Origin of the sequence: Arthrobacter ipis (assembly GCF_014694315.1) — a bacterium.
GTDB classification, from domain to species: Bacteria; Actinomycetota; Actinomycetes; order Actinomycetales; family Micrococcaceae; genus Arthrobacter; species Arthrobacter ipis.
The window spans coordinates 207,598-227,768 of record NZ_JAAOXD010000003.1 but is presented as its reverse complement, the minus strand read 5'-3'; the positions used below and the strand labels follow the sequence as shown (position 1 = coordinate 227,768).

Below are 20,171 nucleotides of genomic sequence, written 5' to 3'. Positions count from 1 at the left end.
GTCACATGGGTAACAGCGGAAAGACAGCGATCGGTGCGTATTGCGCAGCGGCCGGACTGCTCGTGCTGACGGCCGTCACGCTGGAAGAGGCTGCACTGGTTGCCCTCCTCGGCGCCGTCGCCGTGGGATACGTGGCGACCGTGGCGGAAGCCTTCGCCCGCCACCGTTACCTTGCCCTGCTTGCGGGCGGGGTGGGAACCAGCCTGTCCATTGGGTGCAGCATCGCCTTCCTGCGCACGTGGGGGCTGGCTTTCAACCAGGGTCCGGCGACCCTGGGTCCGGCCGTGACCACCCGGGACTCGGACATCTACTTCTACCTTGCGGCGGCCTCTGGATGCCTGACACTGCTGGTGCTGTTCTGCGCGGCGGTCTGGCCCTCCCGCCGGCGGTTGCGGCGGAAAGAACTCGCGCGACCCGCGGGTACGGCCCGGCGCACGGCCACGGCCACGGCCCGGCCGGGGAGCGCAGGTCCAGCCCGCAGCGCAGGTTCTGCCCGCGCCGGGCGCACGGCCACGGCCACGGCCCGGCCGGGGAGCGCAGGTCCAGCCCGCAGCGCAGGTTCTGCCCGCGCCGCCGGCGCACAACCCCGGCCTGCGGCCAGGCTTCCAGCGGGCGCCCGGCAATCGGCCCAGGGCCCTGTTCGGCAACAGCCCGTTAGGCAACAACCGGTCCGGCAACAGCCGGCCCAGCGAACTGACGGAAAAACGTCCCGCCGCTGAAAGGGCGGGCACGGCGGACCAGCTACCGGAAGATGTTGTACGACTGCCAGCCCGGCCCGACGGCGCGGAGACCGGTGAACTGGCTGTTGCCCAGGCCGTAGTACAGGAGCCGTCCGTCGGTGGTCTTTGCGGTGAGTCCCCGCGTTCCCGGCCCCTGAAACCCGAACGACGCGTGGGACTGGGCCAGCGCACTCCAACCGGTTCCCACCCGGCGGCGGGCTTCCGCGGCGAACTTTCCTGCGCCGTCGGACCTGTACAGCAGGAGTTCGCCGGACGCCCTGGTGACCAGCAGGTCCTGGCGGCGGTCATTGTCGAAGTCGGCCATGGCCAGCTTCATGCCCTGGAATCCCTGCCCGATCCGCAGCCGGGCGCTGAGCGCACCGCCCGCGGCGTTCGGGTAGAAGTACAGGGCGCCGTCCGTTGCCGTGCCTACAACACCCGGGTAGCGCTGGCCGCTGTGCCACTTGCCAACGGTGATGTTCATGGACTGCCACCCGGCGCTGCCCACACGGACGGGGCTGAGGAAGCCGCCCGAGAGTTTGCCGCGGTACACGGAGAGCGTCCCGGTCTTCCACTGGGCTACGACGTCGTTCACGCCGTCGGCATTCCAGTCAGCGACGAAGCCGGCCTTCAGTCCTGACCAGCCCGGTCCGATCCGCACGCGCGTGCCAAAGCCGCCCCGGCCGTTGGCCGGATAGGACCACAGCACCCCGCTGGAGTCGGCGGCGAGCACGTCGGCCCCGCTCCTGACGGTGGGGCGGGCAGAAAAGTACTGCTCCATGGTGGGGATGCCGCGGCTCTTCATGTCGGTGGCCAGCGGAACGCCAACGAACCTCAGGTGCCAGGGCTCATACGCGTAGCCGGTGATGCCGGTGTACCCCTGCGGGTAGCGCACGATGAAGCCGTAGCGGTGGGCGTTCGCCGCCACCCAGCGGCCGCCGGGAGTGGTTCCGAAGCAATCGGTCAGTCCACAGGCGCCGCCCGCGTTGCCGACGTCCGCAGCCAGCCCGGTCTGGTGTTCGCTGTATCCCGGTCTGGCCGAAATCTGGTCGGCATAGGCCTGCCCGTACATCTGCACGTACGAGTTGTACAGGGCACTCTGGGATGCGTAGGACCTGTAACCGCTGATGACTTGCAGGGAATACCCGGCAGCACGCGCCCCCGCGAAGAGCTGGCCCAGGGCGCCCGCAACCTGGCGTCGGAGCAGATGACCGGTGCCGCCCCAGCTGACGAGGTCCGACGGCGCAAACTGGCGTGGATTCAGCGGCCGCGACTTGTTCACCAGGACCCACGCATTGCCGGGGTCTGACACCACCTGCGTGGACAGCAGCTCACCGGATGGCGCCGCAGTTGCCTGCTGCGCGCCGGCGGAAAGCATCAGGAGAACGACGACGGCGGCAGCGCACCGCCGGGCACCGGCCCGCCACCGGGCGGATACAGAATTCAGCATGGCGGCCCTTCCCCATTAGACGACGCTGGGGACAAGCCTACTCGCCCCGCGCAAGGGTGCGCGGCTAGGGCTTGTGGGCGCGCGGGACCTTGAAGTGCGTGAGCCTGGCGTCCTGGCCATCCAGTTCGGCCCAGGGCTTTTCCGTCTCCAGCACCGTCAGCCCGCTGGTGGGGAAGCGCGCGGCGGCATCCATGTAGGCGTCGTGGTTGGAATCCCGCGATGCCAGGTGCATCGCCAGGTCCTGCACGCCGGGCATGTGGGAGATCACCATCAGCGTGGTCACGGTGTCCGGGACATGGTTGATGACCGCAAGCATGCGCAGCGCGGAGGCAGCGTAGAGGCCGTCCTCAAGTTTCGGCGTCGGGGCTTTCTCTCCGAGTTCACTGCACACCCACGTGCACGTCTGCCGTGTCCGCAGCGCACTGGAGCACAGGATGAAATCCGGGACGATGTTGTGCTTGAGCAGCCATTTACCGGCAAGCGGGGCCTCGCGGTGGCCGCGTTCCTCCAGGGGGCGCTCGTGGTCCGCCACCCCGCCCGGCCAGTCGGCTTTGGCGTGGCGCATCAGGACCAGCCGCTTCTTGTGGTGCGCACTCATGAACTCACCCTACTAGCCGCGGAGGCCAGTGCTGGCGAGGTACTAGATCGAGTACTCCGGAGCGGCCCAGACAACGACCTCGGGGTGCTCGTAGAAGCGGTAGCCCTGGCCGCGGACGGTGCGCACGGTGTTGGCGAGGCGGCCGAGCTTGGAGCGCAGGCGGCGGATGTGGACGTCGATGGTGCGCTCGTTCGGCACTTCTTCGGCGTTGCGCCACAGGCCCTCGAGCAGTTCGTCGCGGCCCACGGTACGGGTGCCGTTCTCCACGAGGTAGTTGAGGAGTTCGAATTCCTTGAAGGTCAGGTTCAGGGACTCGCCGTCGAGGTGCACCTCGCGGCGGGCGAGGTCGATCAGGACACCGGAGGGACGCGGGTCCTGTGCCGGCTGAACGCGGGCAGTCTCGGTGCGCTGCCGGGCATTGACGGTGGGGTCGCCGAAGGTGGAACGGACGACGTCGAGCGCGGAACCGGGGGCGCTGGCCGGCGCCACTGCGACGGCGGCGTAGCTCTCAGCGCCGGTCACCAGCGACTGGGCGTAGGCCCGGATCTCCTGGGCAAGCTTGGCGATCGAGGTGCCGGCGGAGGCCGCGGTTTCCTCGTCAATGCCCATGTACAGGACGAACCCGCGGGCGACGTTATCATTCGGCACGGGGCGGACCGGCGCCGTGGCGGCCGGGGCCACAAGAGGGGTGGGCGCGGTGAGCGGGGCGGCTTCGTCGGCCTGGACGGCGCGCAGCTGGCCGTAGGAGTTCGGGTTGTAGCCCTGGGGTGCGTAACCCGGAGCGGCGGGAACACTGTTTGCCTGGCCACCCGGGGCGAAGGCGGGGCGGGCGCCGAATCCCTGCCGCAGGCCCGACGCCTGGCCTGCTTTGTTGGCGTTACGGACTGAGATGTGGACGTATCCGGATGCAACTGACATGAATGCTTACCTCAATGTGAATGGCCGTCATCGCGGCTCGAATGCTTGGGTCCCCGCAATGATTTTGGGGAGGGGCGCCCTACGCTGGGCTGGGGGCGAATGCCTAAAAACTTCAGTGGGTGTTGAAAGTTAGGCGTGCATTCGACAACAGCGCATGTCGGCAGCAGCTGGTGTGCTGGGCCAATGTTCTGCGGCTGCAGGTGCTGTTGAGTTCTTGTTCACATTTGAAAGTGTGCAACGTAACAATGAAAACTTGCAAGTAACAATGGACGGATCTGTCCGCATGCTGAGACAAACGGCTTGATTGTGGGATAACTCACAGTTTTGCCGTTGGCGGGTTTTTTGATTTATTTTCCTGAACGGACGGTCGGAAAGCTGCTCGCGCGGAATTTTCTTCGATTTCCACAGTAAATATCGCCGAATATTCAATGACATTTGAGATGCCAAAAACCCGCATCTTCGATTCGCCGATTGTCCAGCTATGACGAGCCCCGGTCGAAGAATTCTAAGCCGGGCGCGGGTTGGGGCTGTGGTCAAATTCCTTAGAACGACGGCGGCAGCGCCCGGTTCGCTTGGGCGCTGCATTCCCGCGTCCATCTGCTCGCCTGGGCATCAGCTCGCCTGGGCATCAGCTCGACCGGCCGGTGCCGCTGGTTCCTCCTGACTGTGTCCCTCCGCCTGACCCGGTGCTTCCGCCAGACTGTGTGGCGCCGCTCATCTGCACGCTCTCCGCCGGGAACGCCGGGCCGTCCTTGCCGGCCACAATCCGCACAGCGGCTCCGGAAACGATATCGGCCGCTGTCAGGCCGCCGGTTGCGGACTGCTGGCGCCGCTGGAGCATGTTGCTCACCACAGTGTCGTCGCTGAGCGTGTAGGTGCGGGTGAACCCGTCGGTGCTCTTCACCGTGACCGAACCGGAGGAAACGGCGGAAACAGTGCCGAGCTGCGCCACCTTGGTGACGTACTCCCCGTTCTCCTGAACCACGTACTCCGAATGGACGGCAGCGGAAACGCCGCTGCCCATGCCGCCGAGGCCGTTGGGCGCGAAGTCGCCTCCCTGGCCCGGCGCCGTTCCGCTCCCCGGCGCCTGCATGCCCGGACCGCCAATCGACCCGCCATCCTGGGGCAGGCCGCCCTGGCTCCATCCGCCCTGCGTTCCACCTTGCGCCAACCCGCCCTGGGCACCTGCGGCCGTTCCGCCGGCAGCGGCAGCGTTGCTGCCCAAACCGTAAACGGTGGCTCCGGCCCCAGCGGCCAGAACCGTGGCGGCACCGGCCACCACCAGCCCGCGTTTCATGGTCCAGGGCTTGCCGCCGGCTCCCGGACCTCCAGCTTTTCCGGCCGACGGCGGCCCTCCCCAGCCCGCGCTGGCGGCACGGTCAGCCGCCGGCGGCCCTCCCCAGCCTGCCCTGGCATCACTGCCGGCGGAGGGCTGGGCCGCGCCGGCACCCCAGCCCGAGTACGGGACCTGGTAGCTCGTGGTATGGGAGTTGGGATTGCTCCCCGGCGCGGCAGAGTGCGGTACGGCGGCGTGCGGTGCGGCGCTCGAGGCTGCGCTGCCCGAAGAGAACGTTCCCAGGGAGGTTACCGGTTCAGTTTCGGGTTGGACGGGTCGGGAGGGCCAGGCCCCGGAACCAGTATCCCGGCGGGCCTCCGGCCCGGGTTGGTAAAGGTTCCCTGCCGGCTGCGGCGCCGGAGGCAGGGGTGTGGTTTCTGGAACAGGTGTGTGCTGCTGTCCGCTCATTGCTATCTCCTTAGGTGGTGCGGAAGTGTCCGTTCCAGACTGGAAAGCCTTCCTGTGATTGGCCTGTGCGGCGCAAGAGCCATTGCTGTGACCTGAAAAATGCGTTCGGCGCCTTTCAGCTCGCTAGGCTGGGATTCACAGCTGGCGCACAGGGTTGCCAAAGCGGCGGCTAAACACCAGGACGGAGAGTTGTCACATGGCCACTTCGCACTCCATGACCAACAACCTCCCCCAGCTGACCCACCCGGACGGATCCCCCATCCGCGCCCTGGTGGTCGACGACGAGCCGAGCCTCTCGGAGCTCATGAGCATGGGCCTGCGCATGGCCGGCTGGTCGGTCGCCGTCGCCGCCGACGGCCCCGCGGCCGTGAAGCTCGCCAAGGAGTTCCGCCCGGATGTGCTGGTGCTTGACGTGATGCTTCCCGGGTTCGACGGCGTCGAGCTCCTGGGCAGGATCCGCGCCTTCGCGCCGGAGGTCCCGGCCCTGTTCCTCACCGCCAAGGACGCGGTGCAGGACCGCATCGTGGGCCTCGCCGCGGGCGGCGACGACTACGTCACCAAGCCGTTCAGCATGGAGGAAGTCCTGCTGCGGCTGCACCGGCTGGTCCAGCGCTCGGGCGCCGCGGCCATGGACTCCGCCGAGCTGGTGGTGGGCGACCTCGTGCTGAACCTCGACACACGCCAAGTCACCCGCGCCGGCGACGAGCTGCAGCTGACAGCCACCCAGTTCGAACTCCTGCGCTACCTCATGGAGAACCCCAGGCGCGTGGTCAGCAAGGCCCAGATCCTGGACCGGGTGTGGAATTACGACTTTGGCGGTCAGGCCAACATCGTCGAACTGTACATCTCCTACCTGCGCAAAAAGGTGGATGCCGTGCACCCGCCGATGATCCACACGGTCCGCGGGGCGGGCTATGTCATCAAGCCGGCAGAGTAGGCCGTGGCAAACCTTTCCGGTGCAGTCCGTACCCAGCGCCGAAGCTGGCTGAAACCGGACACCTGGCACCTCCGCACGCGCCTGGTCCTCGTTGCCATGGCCCTTCTGGTGGCCATCTGCGGCGCGATCGGCCTGTTCAGCTACGCCTCGATGGACTCCTATTTGACCCAGCAGCTGGACAAGCAGCTCGCGGACGCTGCCCACCGCTCCAGCGAGTTCGGGCGGCCACCCCAGGGCAACCCCGGCACCAAGCCCGATCCGCTGGGCGCCCGTGGCCAGCGGGTCGGCACCGTGACGGCCCGGATCGAGGACGGCAGGGTCATCAGCGCAGGCGTCATTGCCACCGACGCCACATTCGCCTCGCTGTCGGCCACGGACGGCCAGGTCCTCCTGGCGCTCCGCCGCGACGGCGTGCCCGTCGAACGCACACTGTCCTCCGGCACCTACCGCCTGGTCGCCGCCCAGGCGCCCTACGGGGACGTGATCGTCACCGGGCTCCCCCTCGCGGAAAAGCAGAACACCCTGACGTCGCTCGTGTGGACCATCACCATCGTCTCGCTGGGCGGCCTCGTGCTGATCGGCCTGGCCGGGACGGTGCTCATCCGCCGCACCATGAAACCCTTGGAGCAGCTCTCCGAGGTGGCCACCCAGGTGTCGCGCCTGCCGCTGGACGCCGGTGAGGTGGCGCTCGCCGTCCGCGTCCCGCCGTCGAACGCCCATCCCGGAACCGAAGTGGGCAGCGTGGGTCACGCCCTGAACCAGATGCTGGACAACGTCTCGAACGCGCTGGAAGCCCGGCAGGAAAGCGAAGTGAAGGTGCGGCAGTTCGTGGCGGACGCCTCCCACGAGCTCCGCACGCCGCTCACGGCCATCCGCGGCTACACCGAGCTGATGCACATGACCGAAAAGTTCACGCCGGACGGCCAGCGGTCCCTGGCACGCGTGCAGAGCCAGTCGGAACGCATGGCCGCCCTGGTGGAGGACCTTTTGCTGCTGGCCCGGCTCGACGACGGCCAGCCGCTCAAGCTCAGCGACGTGGACCTTACGCAGCTCGTGATTGAGACCGTCAGCGACGGAAAAGTCATGGCACCGGACCGGGCGTGGCACCTCGATCTTCCCGAGGAACCTGTGTCGGTTCGGGGTGATGCGTCGCAGCTGCACCAGGTGCTGGTCAACCTGCTATCGAATGCCCGCAAGCACACCCCGCCCGGCACCACGGTGACTACCGGCGTGATGCCGTCGGCGGACGGCAGCGCTGTGATTACGGTCACGGACGACGGCGCCGGCATCCCGCCCGAATTCGTGGACAAGGTCTTCGCGCGCTTCGCCCGCGCAGACGCGTCACGTGCCACCCCGGCACAGGCGTCCCTGGCACCCACATCCGCGGCTGCGAAGGGTTCTGCTGCCGGCGGCACAGGCGCGCAAAGCGCCCTGCGTACCGCGGTATCGCAGGGCGAATCGGGGGTCGCGTCGGCAGAGGGAACCAGCGGCCTGGGCCTGTCCATCGTGCAGTCAATCGTGGAGGCGCACGGCGGCACAGTGGAGGTCACGTCCCGGCCTGGCCGGACGGAATTTGCTGTCCAGCTGCCTACGCAAGGCGCCGCGCCGTCGTCGTGATGTCCGTTATCTAAATGTGACTTAATCAGAAGCCTCCTGTACGGTCGATAGAGTGCGGCCACCACTAGAGCCGCATCTCCGGATTGACGCCCAGCTCTGCCGCTTCCCGGAGTCCGCTAGTTCAGGCAGAGGCGGGGGAACCAGAGTCCCGGGCTTTCCGCATCAGCCCTTGGGGTGAAGCCGACACGTGAATTTTCCGTGCGGCCGGATGACCTCATCCGAACCCGACAGCTAACTCCGCAGGTGTTGAGAGGCAATCAACCATGTCTGAATTCAAGGCACAGGCGCGCCCTGATCGCGCCTCCCAGCAGTCTGACCGCACGATTTCCCGTCACCGTGCAGAGCCGGCCCGGCCTGCGACGGCGTGGGGCCGCTTGACCGGAAGCCTTCCGTCCTTCGGGCGCCGGGCAGCCGTCCTGACCACTGCCGCAGCCGTGCTCGTTGGCGTCGGCGCCGCAGGCCAGGCGGCCGACCAGGCTGCGCCTTCCGCCGCCCCGACGGCAGCTGCGACCGCCGACGCCGGGCAGACCCTGAGCTTCGACAAGACGCTCATCTCCGCCCTCCCGGCCCCGTCCGCGGCAGCGCTGTCAGCCCAGTCCTCGGACCAGGCCGCCACCAAGGCCACCGCCGCCAAGGCCACCGCTGCCAAGAAAGCTGCAGCAGCCAAGGCAGCCGCCGCAGAGGCTGCCGCCGCCAAGGCCACCGCTGCCAAGAATGCCGCCGCTGCCAACGCGGCCGCGGTTGCCAAGGCGAACGCAGCCGCTGCCAAGGCCGTCGCCGCGAAGACGGCCGCCGCTGCCAAGGCCAAGGCCGCTGCGCCTGTTGCGCTGAATGATCCGGCCGGCGCGAAGGCCTACGCGGCCAGCAAGCTGGGGTCCTTCGGCTGGGCCGCAGACCAGATGCAGTGCCTGAAGCGGCTCTGGACCAAGGAATCGGAATGGCGCACGACGGCCACCAACGCGAGCAGCGGTGCCTACGGCATCGTCCAGTCACTGCCGGCCGAGAAGATGGCGACCGCCGGGGCGGACTACCGCACCAACTACCGCACCCAGATCAACTGGGGCCTGGACTACATCAAGGAGCGCTATGACTCCCCGTGCGGCGCGCTGAACTGGCACCTCGCCCACAACTGGTACTGAGCGTTCCCGTGGCCAAGCCGGCCGATGACGAGCATTTCTGCACCCCTTTAGGGTGACGGGCTAGGGGCCCTTCTGCGTCCCTGCTCTTCGTGCCGCCGGAAAGTGGTGCAGAATTGTGGGCCGCGGCGTCCACCACCTCGGCGTCAACCACAGCTGGTGCTGCGGCGAGCGCCGAAATCACTTCCACAGCCCCCGCACAGCTTGGCCCTAAAACCCTCATAACAGCGGCGGCCACTGTTGAGGCATGACCATCACTGACCAAGCCTCAGGAACCCAGCCGCACCCCCCGCTGCGCACCAAGCCGCACGCGCCCGCAGGAGCTGCCGCGGCAGGACACGCCCCTGCGCACCTGATCCGGCACAGCCGGCGGTCGCCCATCGACACCGCCACCGCGGTACCTGTCCTGGACGTGACCATCCCGGTCTACAACGAGGAACGCGACCTGGAGGAGTGCCTCCGCCGGCTCCACGCTTACCTGCGCGGCACCTTCCCGCACTCGTTCCGCATCACCGTCGCGGACAACGCAAGCACCGACGGCACGCTCAAGGCTGCCGAACGCGTGGCCCGGGAACTCCGCGAGGTCACCGTGGTGCACCTCGCGGAGAAGGGCCGCGGCAACGCCCTGCGGAAGGTCTGGCTGGCTTCGCCGTCACCCGTCCTGGCCTACATGGACGTGGACCTCTCCACCGACCTGGCTGCGCTGGGTCCGCTCCTGGCACCACTGATGTCCGGCCACTCTGATCTGGCCATCGGCACGCGGCTGACCCGCAACTCGCGGGTGGTCCGTGGGCCGAAGCGCGAATTCATCTCCCGCAGCTACAACTTCATGCTGCAGTCCCTGATGGCCGCCCACTTCAGCGATGCGCAGTGCGGTTTCAAGGCCATCCGCGCCGACATCGCCCAGCGGATCCTGCCGCACACCGTGGACACCGCCTGGTTTTTCGACACCGAACTGCTGGTTCTCGCCGAGCGGTGCGGCCTCCGCGTCCACGAGGTGCCGGTGGACTGGACCGACGACCCCAACTCCAGCGTGGACATCGTCCAGACGGCCCTCGCCGATATGCGCGGCATGGCCCGGCTCAGCAAGGACATGGTCACCGGCCGCATCCCCGTTGCGGAACTCCGCGCTGCGCTTGCCCGCGGTCCCCTCCCCGCCGCCTCACGCAGCCAGGAGCAGAACCCGGGCGGCAGCCTGTTCGGTCAACTGGTGCGGTTCGGCACCATCGGCGTGGCCTCCACCCTGGCGTATCTGGTTCTCTTCTACCTCTGCCGCAACCTGATGGACCCGCAGCTGGCCAACCTGCTGGCCCTGCTCACCACGGCCGTGGCCAACACGGCCGCGAACCGGCGCTTCACGTTCGGCATCGCCGGCAACAGCGATGTTGCCCGCCACCACTTTGAAGGGCTGCTGGTTTTCGGGATCGGGCTCGCCCTCACTTCCGGTGCGCTCGCCCTGGTCCACAGCGGCGCACTGCCGGGAGGCACGACGCCGGACCGCTGGCTTGAGCTCGCAACGGTCACCGCCGCGAACCTCGCGGCCACCGCGGTGAAGTTCCTGCTGTTCCGGCTGTGGGTGTTCCGACGGCGGCCAATTCCCGCCATCGCTACCGCAGGTCCTGCCGCCGCTCCTGGCACCGCTCCAGCAGATCCCGCCGCCTCCGGGGCTTCCCTTCCGCAGGCATCCGCCCCGGCCACAGAAACGGCACATTCATGAGCACCACCGTCACTCCCCCAGGCCAGACGACAGACCAGACCCACCCCGCGCCGACTGTCTCCGAAGACCGGGCCACCCACGTCGCCACATCGCAGCGAAAGGCGTCCCGGTTGCTGCTGGGAAACCAGCCCCGCTGGATCCGGCCCTCGGCCGCCGCCCTGCTCGGATTCACCGCCGTGCTGTACCTGTGGAACCTCGAAGCCACGGGATACGCCAACTCCTTCTACGCGGCAGCCGTCCAGGCGGGCACCAAGGACTGGACGGCGCTGCTGTTCGGCTCCCTCGACGCCGGCAACGCGATCACCGTGGACAAGCCCCCGGCGGCGCTGTGGATACCGGCCCTCGTGGGCCGCGTCTTCGGCTTCTCGCCGCTGAGCATGCTGGTGCCGCAGGCACTCATGGGCGTGGCCGCCGTCGGACTCCTTTACCTCACGGTCAAGCGCATCTCCGGAGCGTCGGCGGGACTGCTCGCCGGCGGCGTACTGGCACTGACCCCGGTGGCCGCGCTGATGTTCCGGTTCAACAACCCCGACGCGCTGCTCACCCTGTGCCTGGTACTGGCCGCCTACCTGACCACCCGGGCCATTGAAGAGGCCGGCTGGAAGTGGCTGGCGGCGGCCGGTGCAGTGATCGGCCTGGCCTTCCTGACCAAGATGCTCCAGGGCTTCCTGATCGTTCCCGGCCTCGCACTGGCCTACCTCTGGGCTGCCCCCGCCACGCTCGGACGGCGTTTCCTGCACCTGCTCGCCGCGGCAGGTGGCATCATGCTGGTGGCCGGCAGCTACATCGCCCTGTTCCAGCTCACGCCTGCATCGGCCAGGCCCTACATGGCCGGGTCCGAGACCAACAGCTTCCTGGAACTGACCTTCGGCTACAACGGCCTGGGCCGCATCACCGGCTCCGAAGGCGGCGCTGGCGGCATGCCCGGCGGTGGCGGTGGCATGGGCGGCAATGTCGGCTTCGGCGGTACCGCGGGGATCACCCGGATGTTCGGGACCAGCTTCGGGCGCGAGGTGTCCTGGCTGCTTCCATCGGCCCTGACCCTGCTGGTTGCGGGCCTGTGGTTCACCCGCCGTGAAGCACGCACATCCCGTACCCGCGCAGCCCTGGTCCTCTGGGGTGGCTGGCTCCTGGTCACCGCCGGCATCCTGAGCTTCATGAGCGGCACTGTCCACCCGTATTATGCCGTTGCGTTGGCCCCGGCAATTGCCGCACTGGTGGGCATCGGCGCCGCGGAGCTGTGGCGCGGCCGTGCTTACTGGCCGGCACGGATCACGCTGGCCGCCGCGGTCCTGGCCGCGTCGGTCTGGTCCTCGGTGCTGCTGGGACGCGACGCCACCTGGCTGCCCTGGATCAGGGTGGCCGTGGTGATCCTCGGCGTGCTGGCCGCCGTCGCGCTGCTGCTCCGGGTCGACTCACTCCAGGCTGTTCCCGCCCGGTTCCGCAGGACGGCGACGGCGACTGTCGTGGCGGTTTCGCTGCTGGCCGGCGGGCTCGGCAGTACTGCGTGGACCTTCGCCACCGCAGCCCAGCCCCACTCCGGCTCAATTCCGACGTCGGGCCCCACCGCCTCCGCGATGGGCGGGCAGGGCGGACGCGCCGGCTTTGCCGGACCGGGCACGTCCGGCTCGGGGCTGGCAGACGGTTCCGGTTTGGCCCCCGACGGTTCCCGCCTGGCCCCCAACGGCTCAAGCTACGGTGGCGCTGCCTTCGGCGGCAACGCACCCGACGGTGCCATGGGTCCCGACGGTGCCGGTACGGCGAACTCCGAACTCACCGCACTGCTCAAGGCCAGCACCGCCAACTGGTCCGGGATCGTTTCCGGCGCCAGCCAGGCAGCCAGCCTGGAACTCGCCACGGGCACCAGCGTGATTGCCCTGGGCGGCTGGAACGGCGGCGACCCCTACCCCACCCTCGCCCAGTTCCAGGAGATGGTCGCCAACGGTGAGATCGGCTACTTCATCTCCGGCGGCGGGATGGGCGGAGGCGGCGGACGCGGCGGAAACTCCGAGGTGGCCGCCTGGGTTGCCGCCAACTTCCACGCCCAGACCGTGGGCAACTCCACCGTCTACAAGCTGACCGACTAGGCAAGCCATGACCACCTACGCTCTTCCGCGTCTCCGGGCGGCGGCCGCAACGCGGCTGCGCGCACCGCTGCGCCCCCGGCTGGAACTCGCCGGGCTCCTGCTCGGCACGTCCTTCCTCTACCTGTGGAACCTGGGCGCCTCCGGCTGGGCCAACGCCTTCTACTCGGCGGCGGCCCAGGCCGGGTCCCAGGACTGGACGGCGTGGTTCTTCGGCTCGTCCGACTCCGCCAACGCCATCACCGTGGACAAACCGCCGGCTGCCCTGTGGGTCACCGGCCTCTCGGTGCGCCTGTTTGGACTCAATTCCTGGAGCATTCTGGTCCCCCAGGCGCTGATGGGCGTCGCCACGGCATGGCTGCTCTATCTGGCCGTGCGCCGCGCCGCCAGGCCCGCCACAGGGGACGACCGGCTGGCCCACCTGAGCGGCCTGCTGGCCGGCGCCGTTATGGCACTGACGCCGGTGGCCACCCTGATGTTCCGCTTCAACAACCCGGACGCGCTGCTGGTGCTGCTCATGACGGCGGCCGCCTATGCGGTGCTGCGCGCCATCCAGGACGCGCGCTTCCGCTGGCTCCTACTGGCCGGAGTGTTCCTGGGCTTCGGTTTCCTGACCAAGCAGCTGCAGGTCCTGCTGGTAGTGCCGGGACTCGCAGCGGCGTACCTGGTCGCCGCCCCGGTCAGCCTCGGGAAACGCCTGCTTCAGCTGACAGGCGCCGGAGCGGCACTGGCGGTGTCGGCCGGGTGGTGGCTGGCCGCCGTCGAGCTGATCCCCGCCGAAAACCGCCCCTACATCGGCGGCTCGCAGACCAACTCCATCCTTGAACTGACTCTCGGGTACAACGGCTTGGGCCGGCTCAACGGCGACGAGACCGGCAGCGTCGGCGGCGGGAACGGTTGGGGAACGCCGGGGCTGCTGCGGCTCTTCAACACCGAGTTCGGCGGGCAGATTGCCTGGCTCCTGCCGTCCGTCCTGATCCTCGCCGGAGCCCTGCTGTGGATCGGCCGGCGCGCCCGTCGGACCGATACCGTCCGGGCCTCCGTCGTGGTCTGGGGCCTCTGGGTGCTAGTCACGGGACTGACGTTCAGCTTCATGGCCGGCATCATTCATCCCTACTACATGGTGGCCCTGGCACCGGGAATCGCCGGCCTCGCGGGCTTGGGCGGCATCCTGCTCTGGCAGCGCCGTTCCCTGCCGGCCGCGGCGGTACCGCTCGCCGCGGCGGGGGCAGCCGCCGGCGCCATGGCCTTCCAGCTGCTGGGCCGCTCCCCCGCCTACGTCCCGTGGCTCCGCTGGCTGGTGCTGGTCTCCGCGTTGGTGGCCGTGGTCCTGCTGCTCCTCCCGCTCACGCCTTCCGGCGGGGCCGGTAGGGCGTTGCAGCGCACGACGGCGGCTGCCGCAGTTGCTGCGGCACTCGCTGCGCCGCTGGTCTACTCGCTCACCACCGCGGCGACTGCGCATTCCGGCGCGATCGTCAGCGCCGGGCCGGCCGCAACGGGAGCCCTCGGCAACTTCGCCGGGCCGGGCAACTTTGGCCGGCAAGGAACGCTGGCCGGGCCGGGCGCGCTCGCGAATCCCGGCACGGCAAACTCCACCCGTACCCCGGGCGGATTCGGCGGCCGCGGGGGCGGGATGGGCGGCCTCCTGGGTGCCAGCACGCCGTCGGACGCCCTGGTGACCGCGCTGAAGACGGACGCGGCAAGCTACACCTGGGCCGGCGCCGTCGTGGGTTCCAACAACGCGGCCGGCTACCAGCTCGCCGCCGAACTGCCGGTCATGGCGGTGGGAGGGTTCAACGGGACCGATCCCGCGCCCACGCTGGAGGAGTTCCGGCAGTTCGTGGCGGACGGAAAAATTCACTACTTCATTGGCGGAAGCATGATGCAGGGTGAAACCGGGTCCGACGCGGCAGCGCGCATCTCGGCGTGGGTGGCGGCCACCTTCCAGGCCGAAACCATAGGCGGCGCCACGGTCTACGACCTGTCCTGACAGACGCCGGCTACAGCCGCAGGGAGATCGCCGGGCGACCGTCCTCGCCGGTTTCCACCCAGGCGGTAACGGCAGTGTAATCCGGGATGTGCAGCACGCCGTCGGGCAGGACGCCGGTGTTCGGGCCCACCGCGACGGTCCGGATGCCGGCAGCGACTCCTGCCGCGATGCCCGCAGGAGCGTCCTCGAAAACCACTGCCTCCGAGGGGTCCGCCCCGAGCAGGGACGCGCCCAGCAGGTAGCCCTCGGGGTGCGGCTTGCCGCGGGACACGTCCTCGGACGTGACAACCGCCGCCGGCATCTCCACCCCTGCCGCCGCCATCCGGACGGTGGCGAGGCCGTGCGACGCCGATGTCACCAGGGCCACGGCGTCGGCCGGCAGGGACTCGAGCAGCTGCAGCGCACCCGGCACGGCGACGATGCCGGCGGTCTCGGTCAGCTCCATCTGTCCCAGTTCTGCGGCCAGGGCATGGATGTCGGCGCCCTCCGGCGCGAAGCGGCGGACAGTATCCAGCGCCTGCACTCCGTGGGAGGTGCGGAGGATTTCCGCGATATCAAGGCCGTAGCGTCCGGCGAACTCGGTCCACACGCGCTCCACGATGGCGGTGGAATCAACCAGGGTGCCGTCCATGTCGAAGAGGACGGCCCGGGCCGTCAGCGTGATGGTGGCGGATTCGGCAGGAAGGCTCATGGCTTCCATCCTGCCTCATCCGGTCCGCCAACGTGTTTTTCGGAGGTCAGCCGTTCGGCCGGTTGGGGAGGTACTGCACCGCCCATTTGTTGCCGTCGGGGTCGGCGAAGTAGACGAAGTGGCCCCAGTCCTGGACGTCCACGTCGCTGACGTCCACGCCGTTCGTTTTGAGCTGGTCATGGGCTTTGTTGATGTCGCTGACCACCAGCTGCAGGCTCGGCGCCGTGCCCGGAGGAGCGTCGTTCAGGCCCTCCCCGATGGCGATCGAGCAGCCCGAGCCGGGCGGGGTTAGCTGGACGAAGCGGAGCCCGTCCATGGGCCGTTCGTCGTAGTCGGCGTTAAATCCGACCTTGTTGACGTAGAAATCCTTGGCGCGGTCCACATCGGACACGGGCACGAAGACGAGTTCAAGTTTCCAGTCCATGGTGCACAGGCTAGCCGGGGCGCCCTGCGCACCGGAAGACCTCCGGCGCAGGGTCTTGGCCGAACCTTGCGGGCTGGCCTAGCCGGCGATGCCGTACAGCCGGTCGCCGGCGTCGCCCAGGCCCGGCACGATGTAGGCCTTCTCGTTCAGCTTCTCGTCGATGGAGGCCAGGACGATGGTGACGTTGGCGTCCTTGAGTTCCTCCTCCAGCCTGGCCAGGCCCTCCGGAGCGGCCAGCAGGCAGATGCAGGTGACGTCGGCGGCGCCGCGCTTGAACAGGAACTTGATGGCCTCACGCAGCGTGCCGCCGGTGGCGAGCATGGGGTCCAGCACGAAGATCTGGCGGCCGGAAAGGTCATCCGGCAGCCGCTCCGCGTAGGTGATGATGTCCAGGGTTTCCTCGTCGCGGGCCATGCCCAGGAAACCCACTTCGGCGGTGGGGACCAGCTTGGTCATGCCCTCGAGCATGCCCAGCCCGGCGCGCAGTATGGGAACCACCAAGGGGGTGGGTTTGGTGAACGCGGTGCCCACAGTGGTGGCTACCGGGGTTTCGATGGTGACCGGCTGGGTGCGGACGTCGCGTGTGGCCTCGTAGGCGAGGAGCGTGACCAGCTCCTCCGTGAGCTCGCGGAAGACCGGCGAGGGGGTGTTCTTATCCCGCAGGACGGTGAGCTTGTGGGCGACCAGCGGATGGTCCACGACGAGTGTGCGCATGGGTCAAAACTATCACCCGGGGCTTGGCTCCCCGCCCCGGTTTCCGGTTCCTCCCCCGGCATCGGGAGTCCCCTGCAGGCGCTCCTTCTGTCCGGCTTTGCTGTCCTTGAGGTGGGCCGGGTGCTCGAACGTGGGCGCGGGGCCCGCATGCTCGCGCCGGCGGATGACATGGAACAGCCGGTGGGCCAGGATCACCACGGCAACCCAGGCCGCCCCGATCAGCCAGGCGGCCATCACGTCCGTCAGCCAGTGGTGGCCGAGGAACACCCGGCTCAGTCCCATGGCGATGATGAACGCGGCGCCTGCAATGATCACCCACGTTCGTGCCGAGGTCTTCCGGAACTGCAGGCACATCAGGTACACCACGATGCTGATCACCACGGTGGTGTTCAGCGTGTGCCCGCTGGGGAACGACGGCGAGAATTCGAACGGCGGAACGGCGTCGATGTGGTCGGGACGGGTGCGGCCCAGCAGGGTCTTGCCCACGCTGGTGGCGGTGACGGAGACTGCCGCGGCGCCGCCCACCAGGATGAGCGGCCGCCAGCTGCGGCTGACGTAGATCAGCCAGGCAACGAGGATGCTTGCCAGGATGGGCATGCCAATGCCGCCGCCGATGTTCGTGAAGGCCGTAACGGCCGAGTCGAGGCCGGGGCTCCGGTACTCCTTGGCCAGCTGGAGGGCGGGTTTATCCAGTCCCGAGACGCCGTCCTGGTCCACGACGCTGTTGTATACCTCGGCGCTGAGGAGCGTCAGGACCACCACCAGGAAGCCGCCGATGATCAGGGTGATCCATAGTGCCGCGTAGGGCCCGAGCCACCTGCCGTACCGCTCAGTCAGGGACTTCATCGTTACTCCCGGCGCTTGCGTTGTCCGATGCTAAGTATCCTTCGAAACTATCATTGACCCATGGCCCCGGCAGATCCGCAACACCTGGAATGGATGGGCCTTGCCCTCGAAGAAGCCCGGCGGGCCCTGGCCACCGAGGATGTGCCCATCGGCGCCGTCGTGATCGGTCCGGACGGGACGGTCCTGGGTACCGGTCGCAACGAGCGCGAGGCCCTCGGGGACCCCACCGCGCACGCCGAGGTGGTGGCCATCCGTGAGGCCGCCGCGCGGCTGCGGGACCATGCGGCGCTCGACGGCGGCAGCGGCGACGGCTGGCGGCTGGAGGACTGCACCCTGGTGGTGACCCTGGAGCCGTGCGCCATGTGTGCCGGCGCGGTCGTTCTGGCGCGGATCCACCGCGTGGTGTTCGGGGCCTGGGATGAGAAGGCGGGGGCGGCGGGATCCGTATTCGACATTCTGCGCGAGCGCCGCCTGAACCATTGGGTGCAGGTTTACGCCGGCGTGCAGGAGGAGGAATGCGGCATGCTGCTGCGGGAGTTCTTCGCGGCGCACCGCACCGGCAGCTAACGGGCCGGGCCTAACCCGTACTGCTAGCCGGCGGCGTCCAGCGCGTCGATCCGCTCCTGGCGGGACGCCGGTGAATCCAGGCTGAAGGAGCGGAAGTCGCCCAGGTCCTCCCGGATCCATGCCTCAACCTCGGCGATGCGCTGCTCGACGGCCGGCGTCCGGCCGGCAAAGAGCCAGGCCGCGATCCTTTCCCTGCCGGGATCGTACTGCCAGAGCCCCATGATCCTGCCGCGGTCAAAGATGGGATGGTCAGGCAGGTCCGCCTGCAGCGCCAGGGTGGCGTTCAGCAGCTTCCGGTCCCGGTCCTCGTCCGCAAACAGGTCCGCCGCGTTCCGCCGGTGCAGCACCAGCGAATCGGTGCCGGCCAGTAGCTGGATCTGTTCCCCTTCCGGCGGAGTGAAGTCCGCGAGGCGTTCGACGTCGGCCGGCAGCATCCAGAGCACGTCGCCGGCGGCGGTGAGCACCTCAACGGCCCCGGCGGCCGCGAGCGCCGCCTTGCTGTCGGTGAGGGTGAAGCCGGTGAACCACTGGGATTGCTTGACGGTGGCGCCGCCCGTCCAGCCGAGGTAGCGGCGGATCAGTTCCTCGCGGGCGCCTTCGGGGCCGAGCCGGCTGGGCGGCAAGCCCCACGGGGCGTAAGCGTAGCGCTGCTGGTCCAGGCGCCCGTTGACCGGAACGCGGCGGATCCGGCCGTCTGCCTGCAGCAGTCCCAGCGCCGTGGGCAGAGTGGTGGCGGCCCCCTTTTTCTTGCCTTCCTCGCCCAGGCTCCGCACCGACTCCCCCAGCTCCTCCTTGAGCTGCCTGGGGTCCAGCGGACCGTCGGCTTCGTCGAGGACGTGCAGGATCTGTTCCTCCAGCAGAGTGATTTCGCCGCGGTCGACGCCGAGCCGCGCCAGCACCCGGAAGGCCTCTTCGGCGCTTTTACCCAGACTGAGTGCCCAGTCGAAGTCTTCCCTGCCCAGCACGTAGGTGCAGCCGCGGGCGGTGGGCAGTTCGTGGATCCTGAGTTCGCGGACGTCTTCATCCACCTGCTCGCGCCGGATTCCGGCGCGCGCGAAGAGGGTCAGGTACGGGTTGGCGCCGCCCACGGACCTCGCCCAGCCCGCCGCGGCGAGCACCTCCTGCGGCGTGCGGCCTTCTAGTGTGCCGTCGAGCCCCTGCCGGTGCCAGGCCCAGGTGCGGAGCAGCTCCGGGGTGAGGGCTTCAGCGGTTGGCAGGGTGGCGGCAGACGGGACGTGGCTGGTCATGCCTCATTCTCCATCAGCAGGCGATTGCGAGGAATGGCCGCCCGGCGATGCTTTCGGCGCCACGTAGCCGAGCACCTGCCGCGCAGTGGCGTCCCAGCCGGGCAGGAGTTCCCTGCCGGCGAGGGCCCGCCGGCGCCATTCGGCGCGCAGCCCGGGATCTGTGAGCCAGCTGCGCAGCAGGGCCGCCAGCGGCTCCGGGTCCGCTTCCCCGGTTTCAGGTTCACTTCTCAGTTCGACGGCGGCGCCGGGCAGGGCAGGTCCGGCACCGGGCAGGGCGGGTCCAGCACCGTCCGGAGGCCCTTGGGCGGTTTCCGCCCCCAGCCCCAGTGCCTCCACCGCCCCCGTGCCGGCCCGGACGATGACCGGCACCCCACGAGCCACGGACTCGGTGACCGCCATGCCGAAAGCCTCCACCCTGGAGACCAGCAGGCTCAGGTCGGCGGCGTCCCACTGCCGCTCCAGCGCGTCGCCGGTCAGTTCGCCGGGCAGCTGCACCCGGCTGCTCAGGCCATAGCGGTCTACTGCAGCCGTGACCTGGCGGGCGTAGTCGGGGTCCGCCGTGGCCGATCCGACGAGGGCCGCCGTCCACTCCATATCCTGCAGCCGGGCCAGCGCATCGAGGAGAACCAACTGGTCCTTGTTCGGCAGCAGTGCCGCCACGGCCAGCAGGCGCGGGGGCTCGGATCCGGCCGCCACCGGGCCGCGTTCGGTTCCGGGCAGCGCCGCGCGGACGCCGGCCAGGCCGTGCCGCCGGCTGATCTCGGCCGCGGCG

Annotated in this window: 18 protein-coding genes and 1 riboswitch; of the genes, 8 read left to right on the top strand and 10 right to left on the bottom strand. The window is 69.0% G+C overall.

From position 1 onward, the window contains the following. Positions 1 to 5 precede the first annotated feature (5 nt). Positions 6 to 719, top strand: coding sequence for a hypothetical protein (locus tag G9E11_RS08090; protein WP_190604616.1), 714 nt, complete (start codon positions 6 to 8; stop codon positions 717 to 719). 22 nt (positions 720 to 741) lie between these two features. Here G9E11_RS08090 and G9E11_RS08085 read toward each other — a convergent pair whose 3' ends face one another. The 4 genes from G9E11_RS08085 to G9E11_RS08070 form a co-directional block, all read right to left on the bottom strand. Beyond that, on the bottom strand, positions 742 to 2,169 hold the full coding sequence (locus tag G9E11_RS08085; RefSeq protein WP_190604614.1) for a D-alanyl-D-alanine carboxypeptidase family protein: 1,428 nt from the start codon (positions 2,167 to 2,169) through the stop codon (positions 742 to 744). A 64-nt stretch (positions 2,170 to 2,233) separates the two neighbouring features. After that, positions 2,234 to 2,767, bottom strand: coding sequence for a SixA phosphatase family protein (locus G9E11_RS08080; protein WP_190604613.1), 534 nt, complete (start codon positions 2,765 to 2,767; stop codon positions 2,234 to 2,236). A 42-nt stretch (positions 2,768 to 2,809) separates the two neighbouring features. Beyond that, entirely contained in the window at positions 2,810 to 3,685 is an 876-nt protein-coding gene (locus G9E11_RS08075; RefSeq protein ID WP_190604603.1) for a winged helix-turn-helix domain-containing protein, read from the bottom strand. 628 nt (positions 3,686 to 4,313) lie between these two features. Further along, entirely contained in the window at positions 4,314 to 5,429 is a 1,116-nt protein-coding gene (locus G9E11_RS08070; RefSeq protein ID WP_190604601.1) for a chromosomal replication initiator protein DnaA, read from the bottom strand. Between the two features lie 196 nt (positions 5,430 to 5,625). Here G9E11_RS08070 and G9E11_RS08065 point away from each other — a divergent pair, with 196 nt between their 5' ends. From G9E11_RS08065 to G9E11_RS08040, 6 genes are all read left to right on the top strand, one after another. Beyond that, a complete protein-coding gene (locus G9E11_RS08065) occupies positions 5,626 to 6,366 on the top strand; it encodes a response regulator transcription factor (RefSeq protein WP_190604599.1) in 741 nt (246 codons plus the stop codon). Positions 6,367 to 6,369: 3 nt separating this feature from the next. Beyond that, a complete protein-coding gene (locus G9E11_RS08060; RefSeq protein WP_311764321.1) occupies positions 6,370 to 7,983 on the top strand; it encodes a sensor histidine kinase in 1,614 nt (537 codons plus the stop codon). A 104-nt stretch (positions 7,984 to 8,087) separates the two neighbouring features. Then, positions 8,088 to 8,243, top strand: a riboswitch (cyclic di-AMP (ydaO/yuaA leader). A gap of 3 nt (positions 8,244 to 8,246) precedes the next feature. Then, positions 8,247 to 9,122 carry an aggregation-promoting factor C-terminal-like domain-containing protein gene (locus G9E11_RS08055; protein WP_190604597.1) on the top strand — a complete coding sequence of 292 codons (876 nt, stop codon included), beginning with the start codon at positions 8,247 to 8,249 and terminating at the stop codon, positions 9,120 to 9,122. Between the two features lie 244 nt (positions 9,123 to 9,366). Beyond that, positions 9,367 to 10,836 (top strand): bifunctional glycosyltransferase family 2/GtrA family protein, encoded by a 1,470-nt coding sequence (locus G9E11_RS08050; protein ID WP_190604595.1) that lies wholly within the window; start codon positions 9,367 to 9,369, stop codon positions 10,834 to 10,836. Further along, the gene (locus G9E11_RS21375; protein WP_190604593.1) at positions 10,833 to 12,923 is read left to right on the top strand and encodes a glycosyltransferase family 39 protein; all 2,091 of its coding nucleotides are present in this window, start codon (positions 10,833 to 10,835) and stop codon (positions 12,921 to 12,923) included. Before G9E11_RS08050 ends, G9E11_RS21375 begins: the two co-directional genes overlap by 4 nt. Positions 12,924 to 12,930: 7 nt before the next feature. Beyond that, positions 12,931 to 14,910 (top strand): ArnT family glycosyltransferase, encoded by a 1,980-nt coding sequence (locus tag G9E11_RS08040; RefSeq protein ID WP_246468818.1) that lies wholly within the window; start codon positions 12,931 to 12,933, stop codon positions 14,908 to 14,910. A gap of 10 nt (positions 14,911 to 14,920) precedes the next feature. On the opposite strand, the gene G9E11_RS08035 is transcribed toward G9E11_RS08040, so the two are convergent. The 4 genes from G9E11_RS08035 to G9E11_RS08020 form a co-directional block, all read right to left on the bottom strand. Then, a complete protein-coding gene (locus tag G9E11_RS08035; protein ID WP_190604591.1) occupies positions 14,921 to 15,601 on the bottom strand; it encodes an HAD-IA family hydrolase in 681 nt (226 codons plus the stop codon). A 46-nt stretch (positions 15,602 to 15,647) separates the two neighbouring features. Further along, positions 15,648 to 16,025 carry a VOC family protein gene (locus tag G9E11_RS08030; RefSeq protein ID WP_190604589.1) on the bottom strand — a complete coding sequence of 126 codons (378 nt, stop codon included), beginning with the start codon at positions 16,023 to 16,025 and terminating at the stop codon, positions 15,648 to 15,650. A 78-nt stretch (positions 16,026 to 16,103) separates the two neighbouring features. Further along, positions 16,104 to 16,739, bottom strand: coding sequence for a uracil phosphoribosyltransferase (upp, locus tag G9E11_RS08025; RefSeq protein ID WP_190604587.1), 636 nt, complete (start codon positions 16,737 to 16,739; stop codon positions 16,104 to 16,106). A gap of 12 nt (positions 16,740 to 16,751) precedes the next feature. Then, the gene (locus G9E11_RS08020) at positions 16,752 to 17,585 is read right to left on the bottom strand and encodes a phosphatase PAP2 family protein (protein ID WP_190604585.1); all 834 of its coding nucleotides are present in this window, start codon (positions 17,583 to 17,585) and stop codon (positions 16,752 to 16,754) included. Positions 17,586 to 17,645: 60 nt separating this feature from the next. Between G9E11_RS08020 and G9E11_RS08015 the strand changes: the two genes are divergently transcribed. Next, positions 17,646 to 18,152, top strand: coding sequence for a nucleoside deaminase (locus tag G9E11_RS08015; protein ID WP_190604583.1), 507 nt, complete (start codon positions 17,646 to 17,648; stop codon positions 18,150 to 18,152). A 23-nt stretch (positions 18,153 to 18,175) separates the two neighbouring features. Here G9E11_RS08015 and G9E11_RS08010 read toward each other — a convergent pair whose 3' ends face one another. Continuing rightward, entirely contained in the window at positions 18,176 to 19,399 is a 1,224-nt protein-coding gene (locus G9E11_RS08010) for a DNA glycosylase AlkZ-like family protein (RefSeq protein ID WP_190604581.1), read from the bottom strand. A gap of 3 nt (positions 19,400 to 19,402) precedes the next feature. Continuing rightward, on the bottom strand, positions 19,403 to 20,171 hold a 769-nt coding region (locus tag G9E11_RS08005), incomplete at its 5' end, for a glycosyltransferase (RefSeq protein ID WP_190604579.1).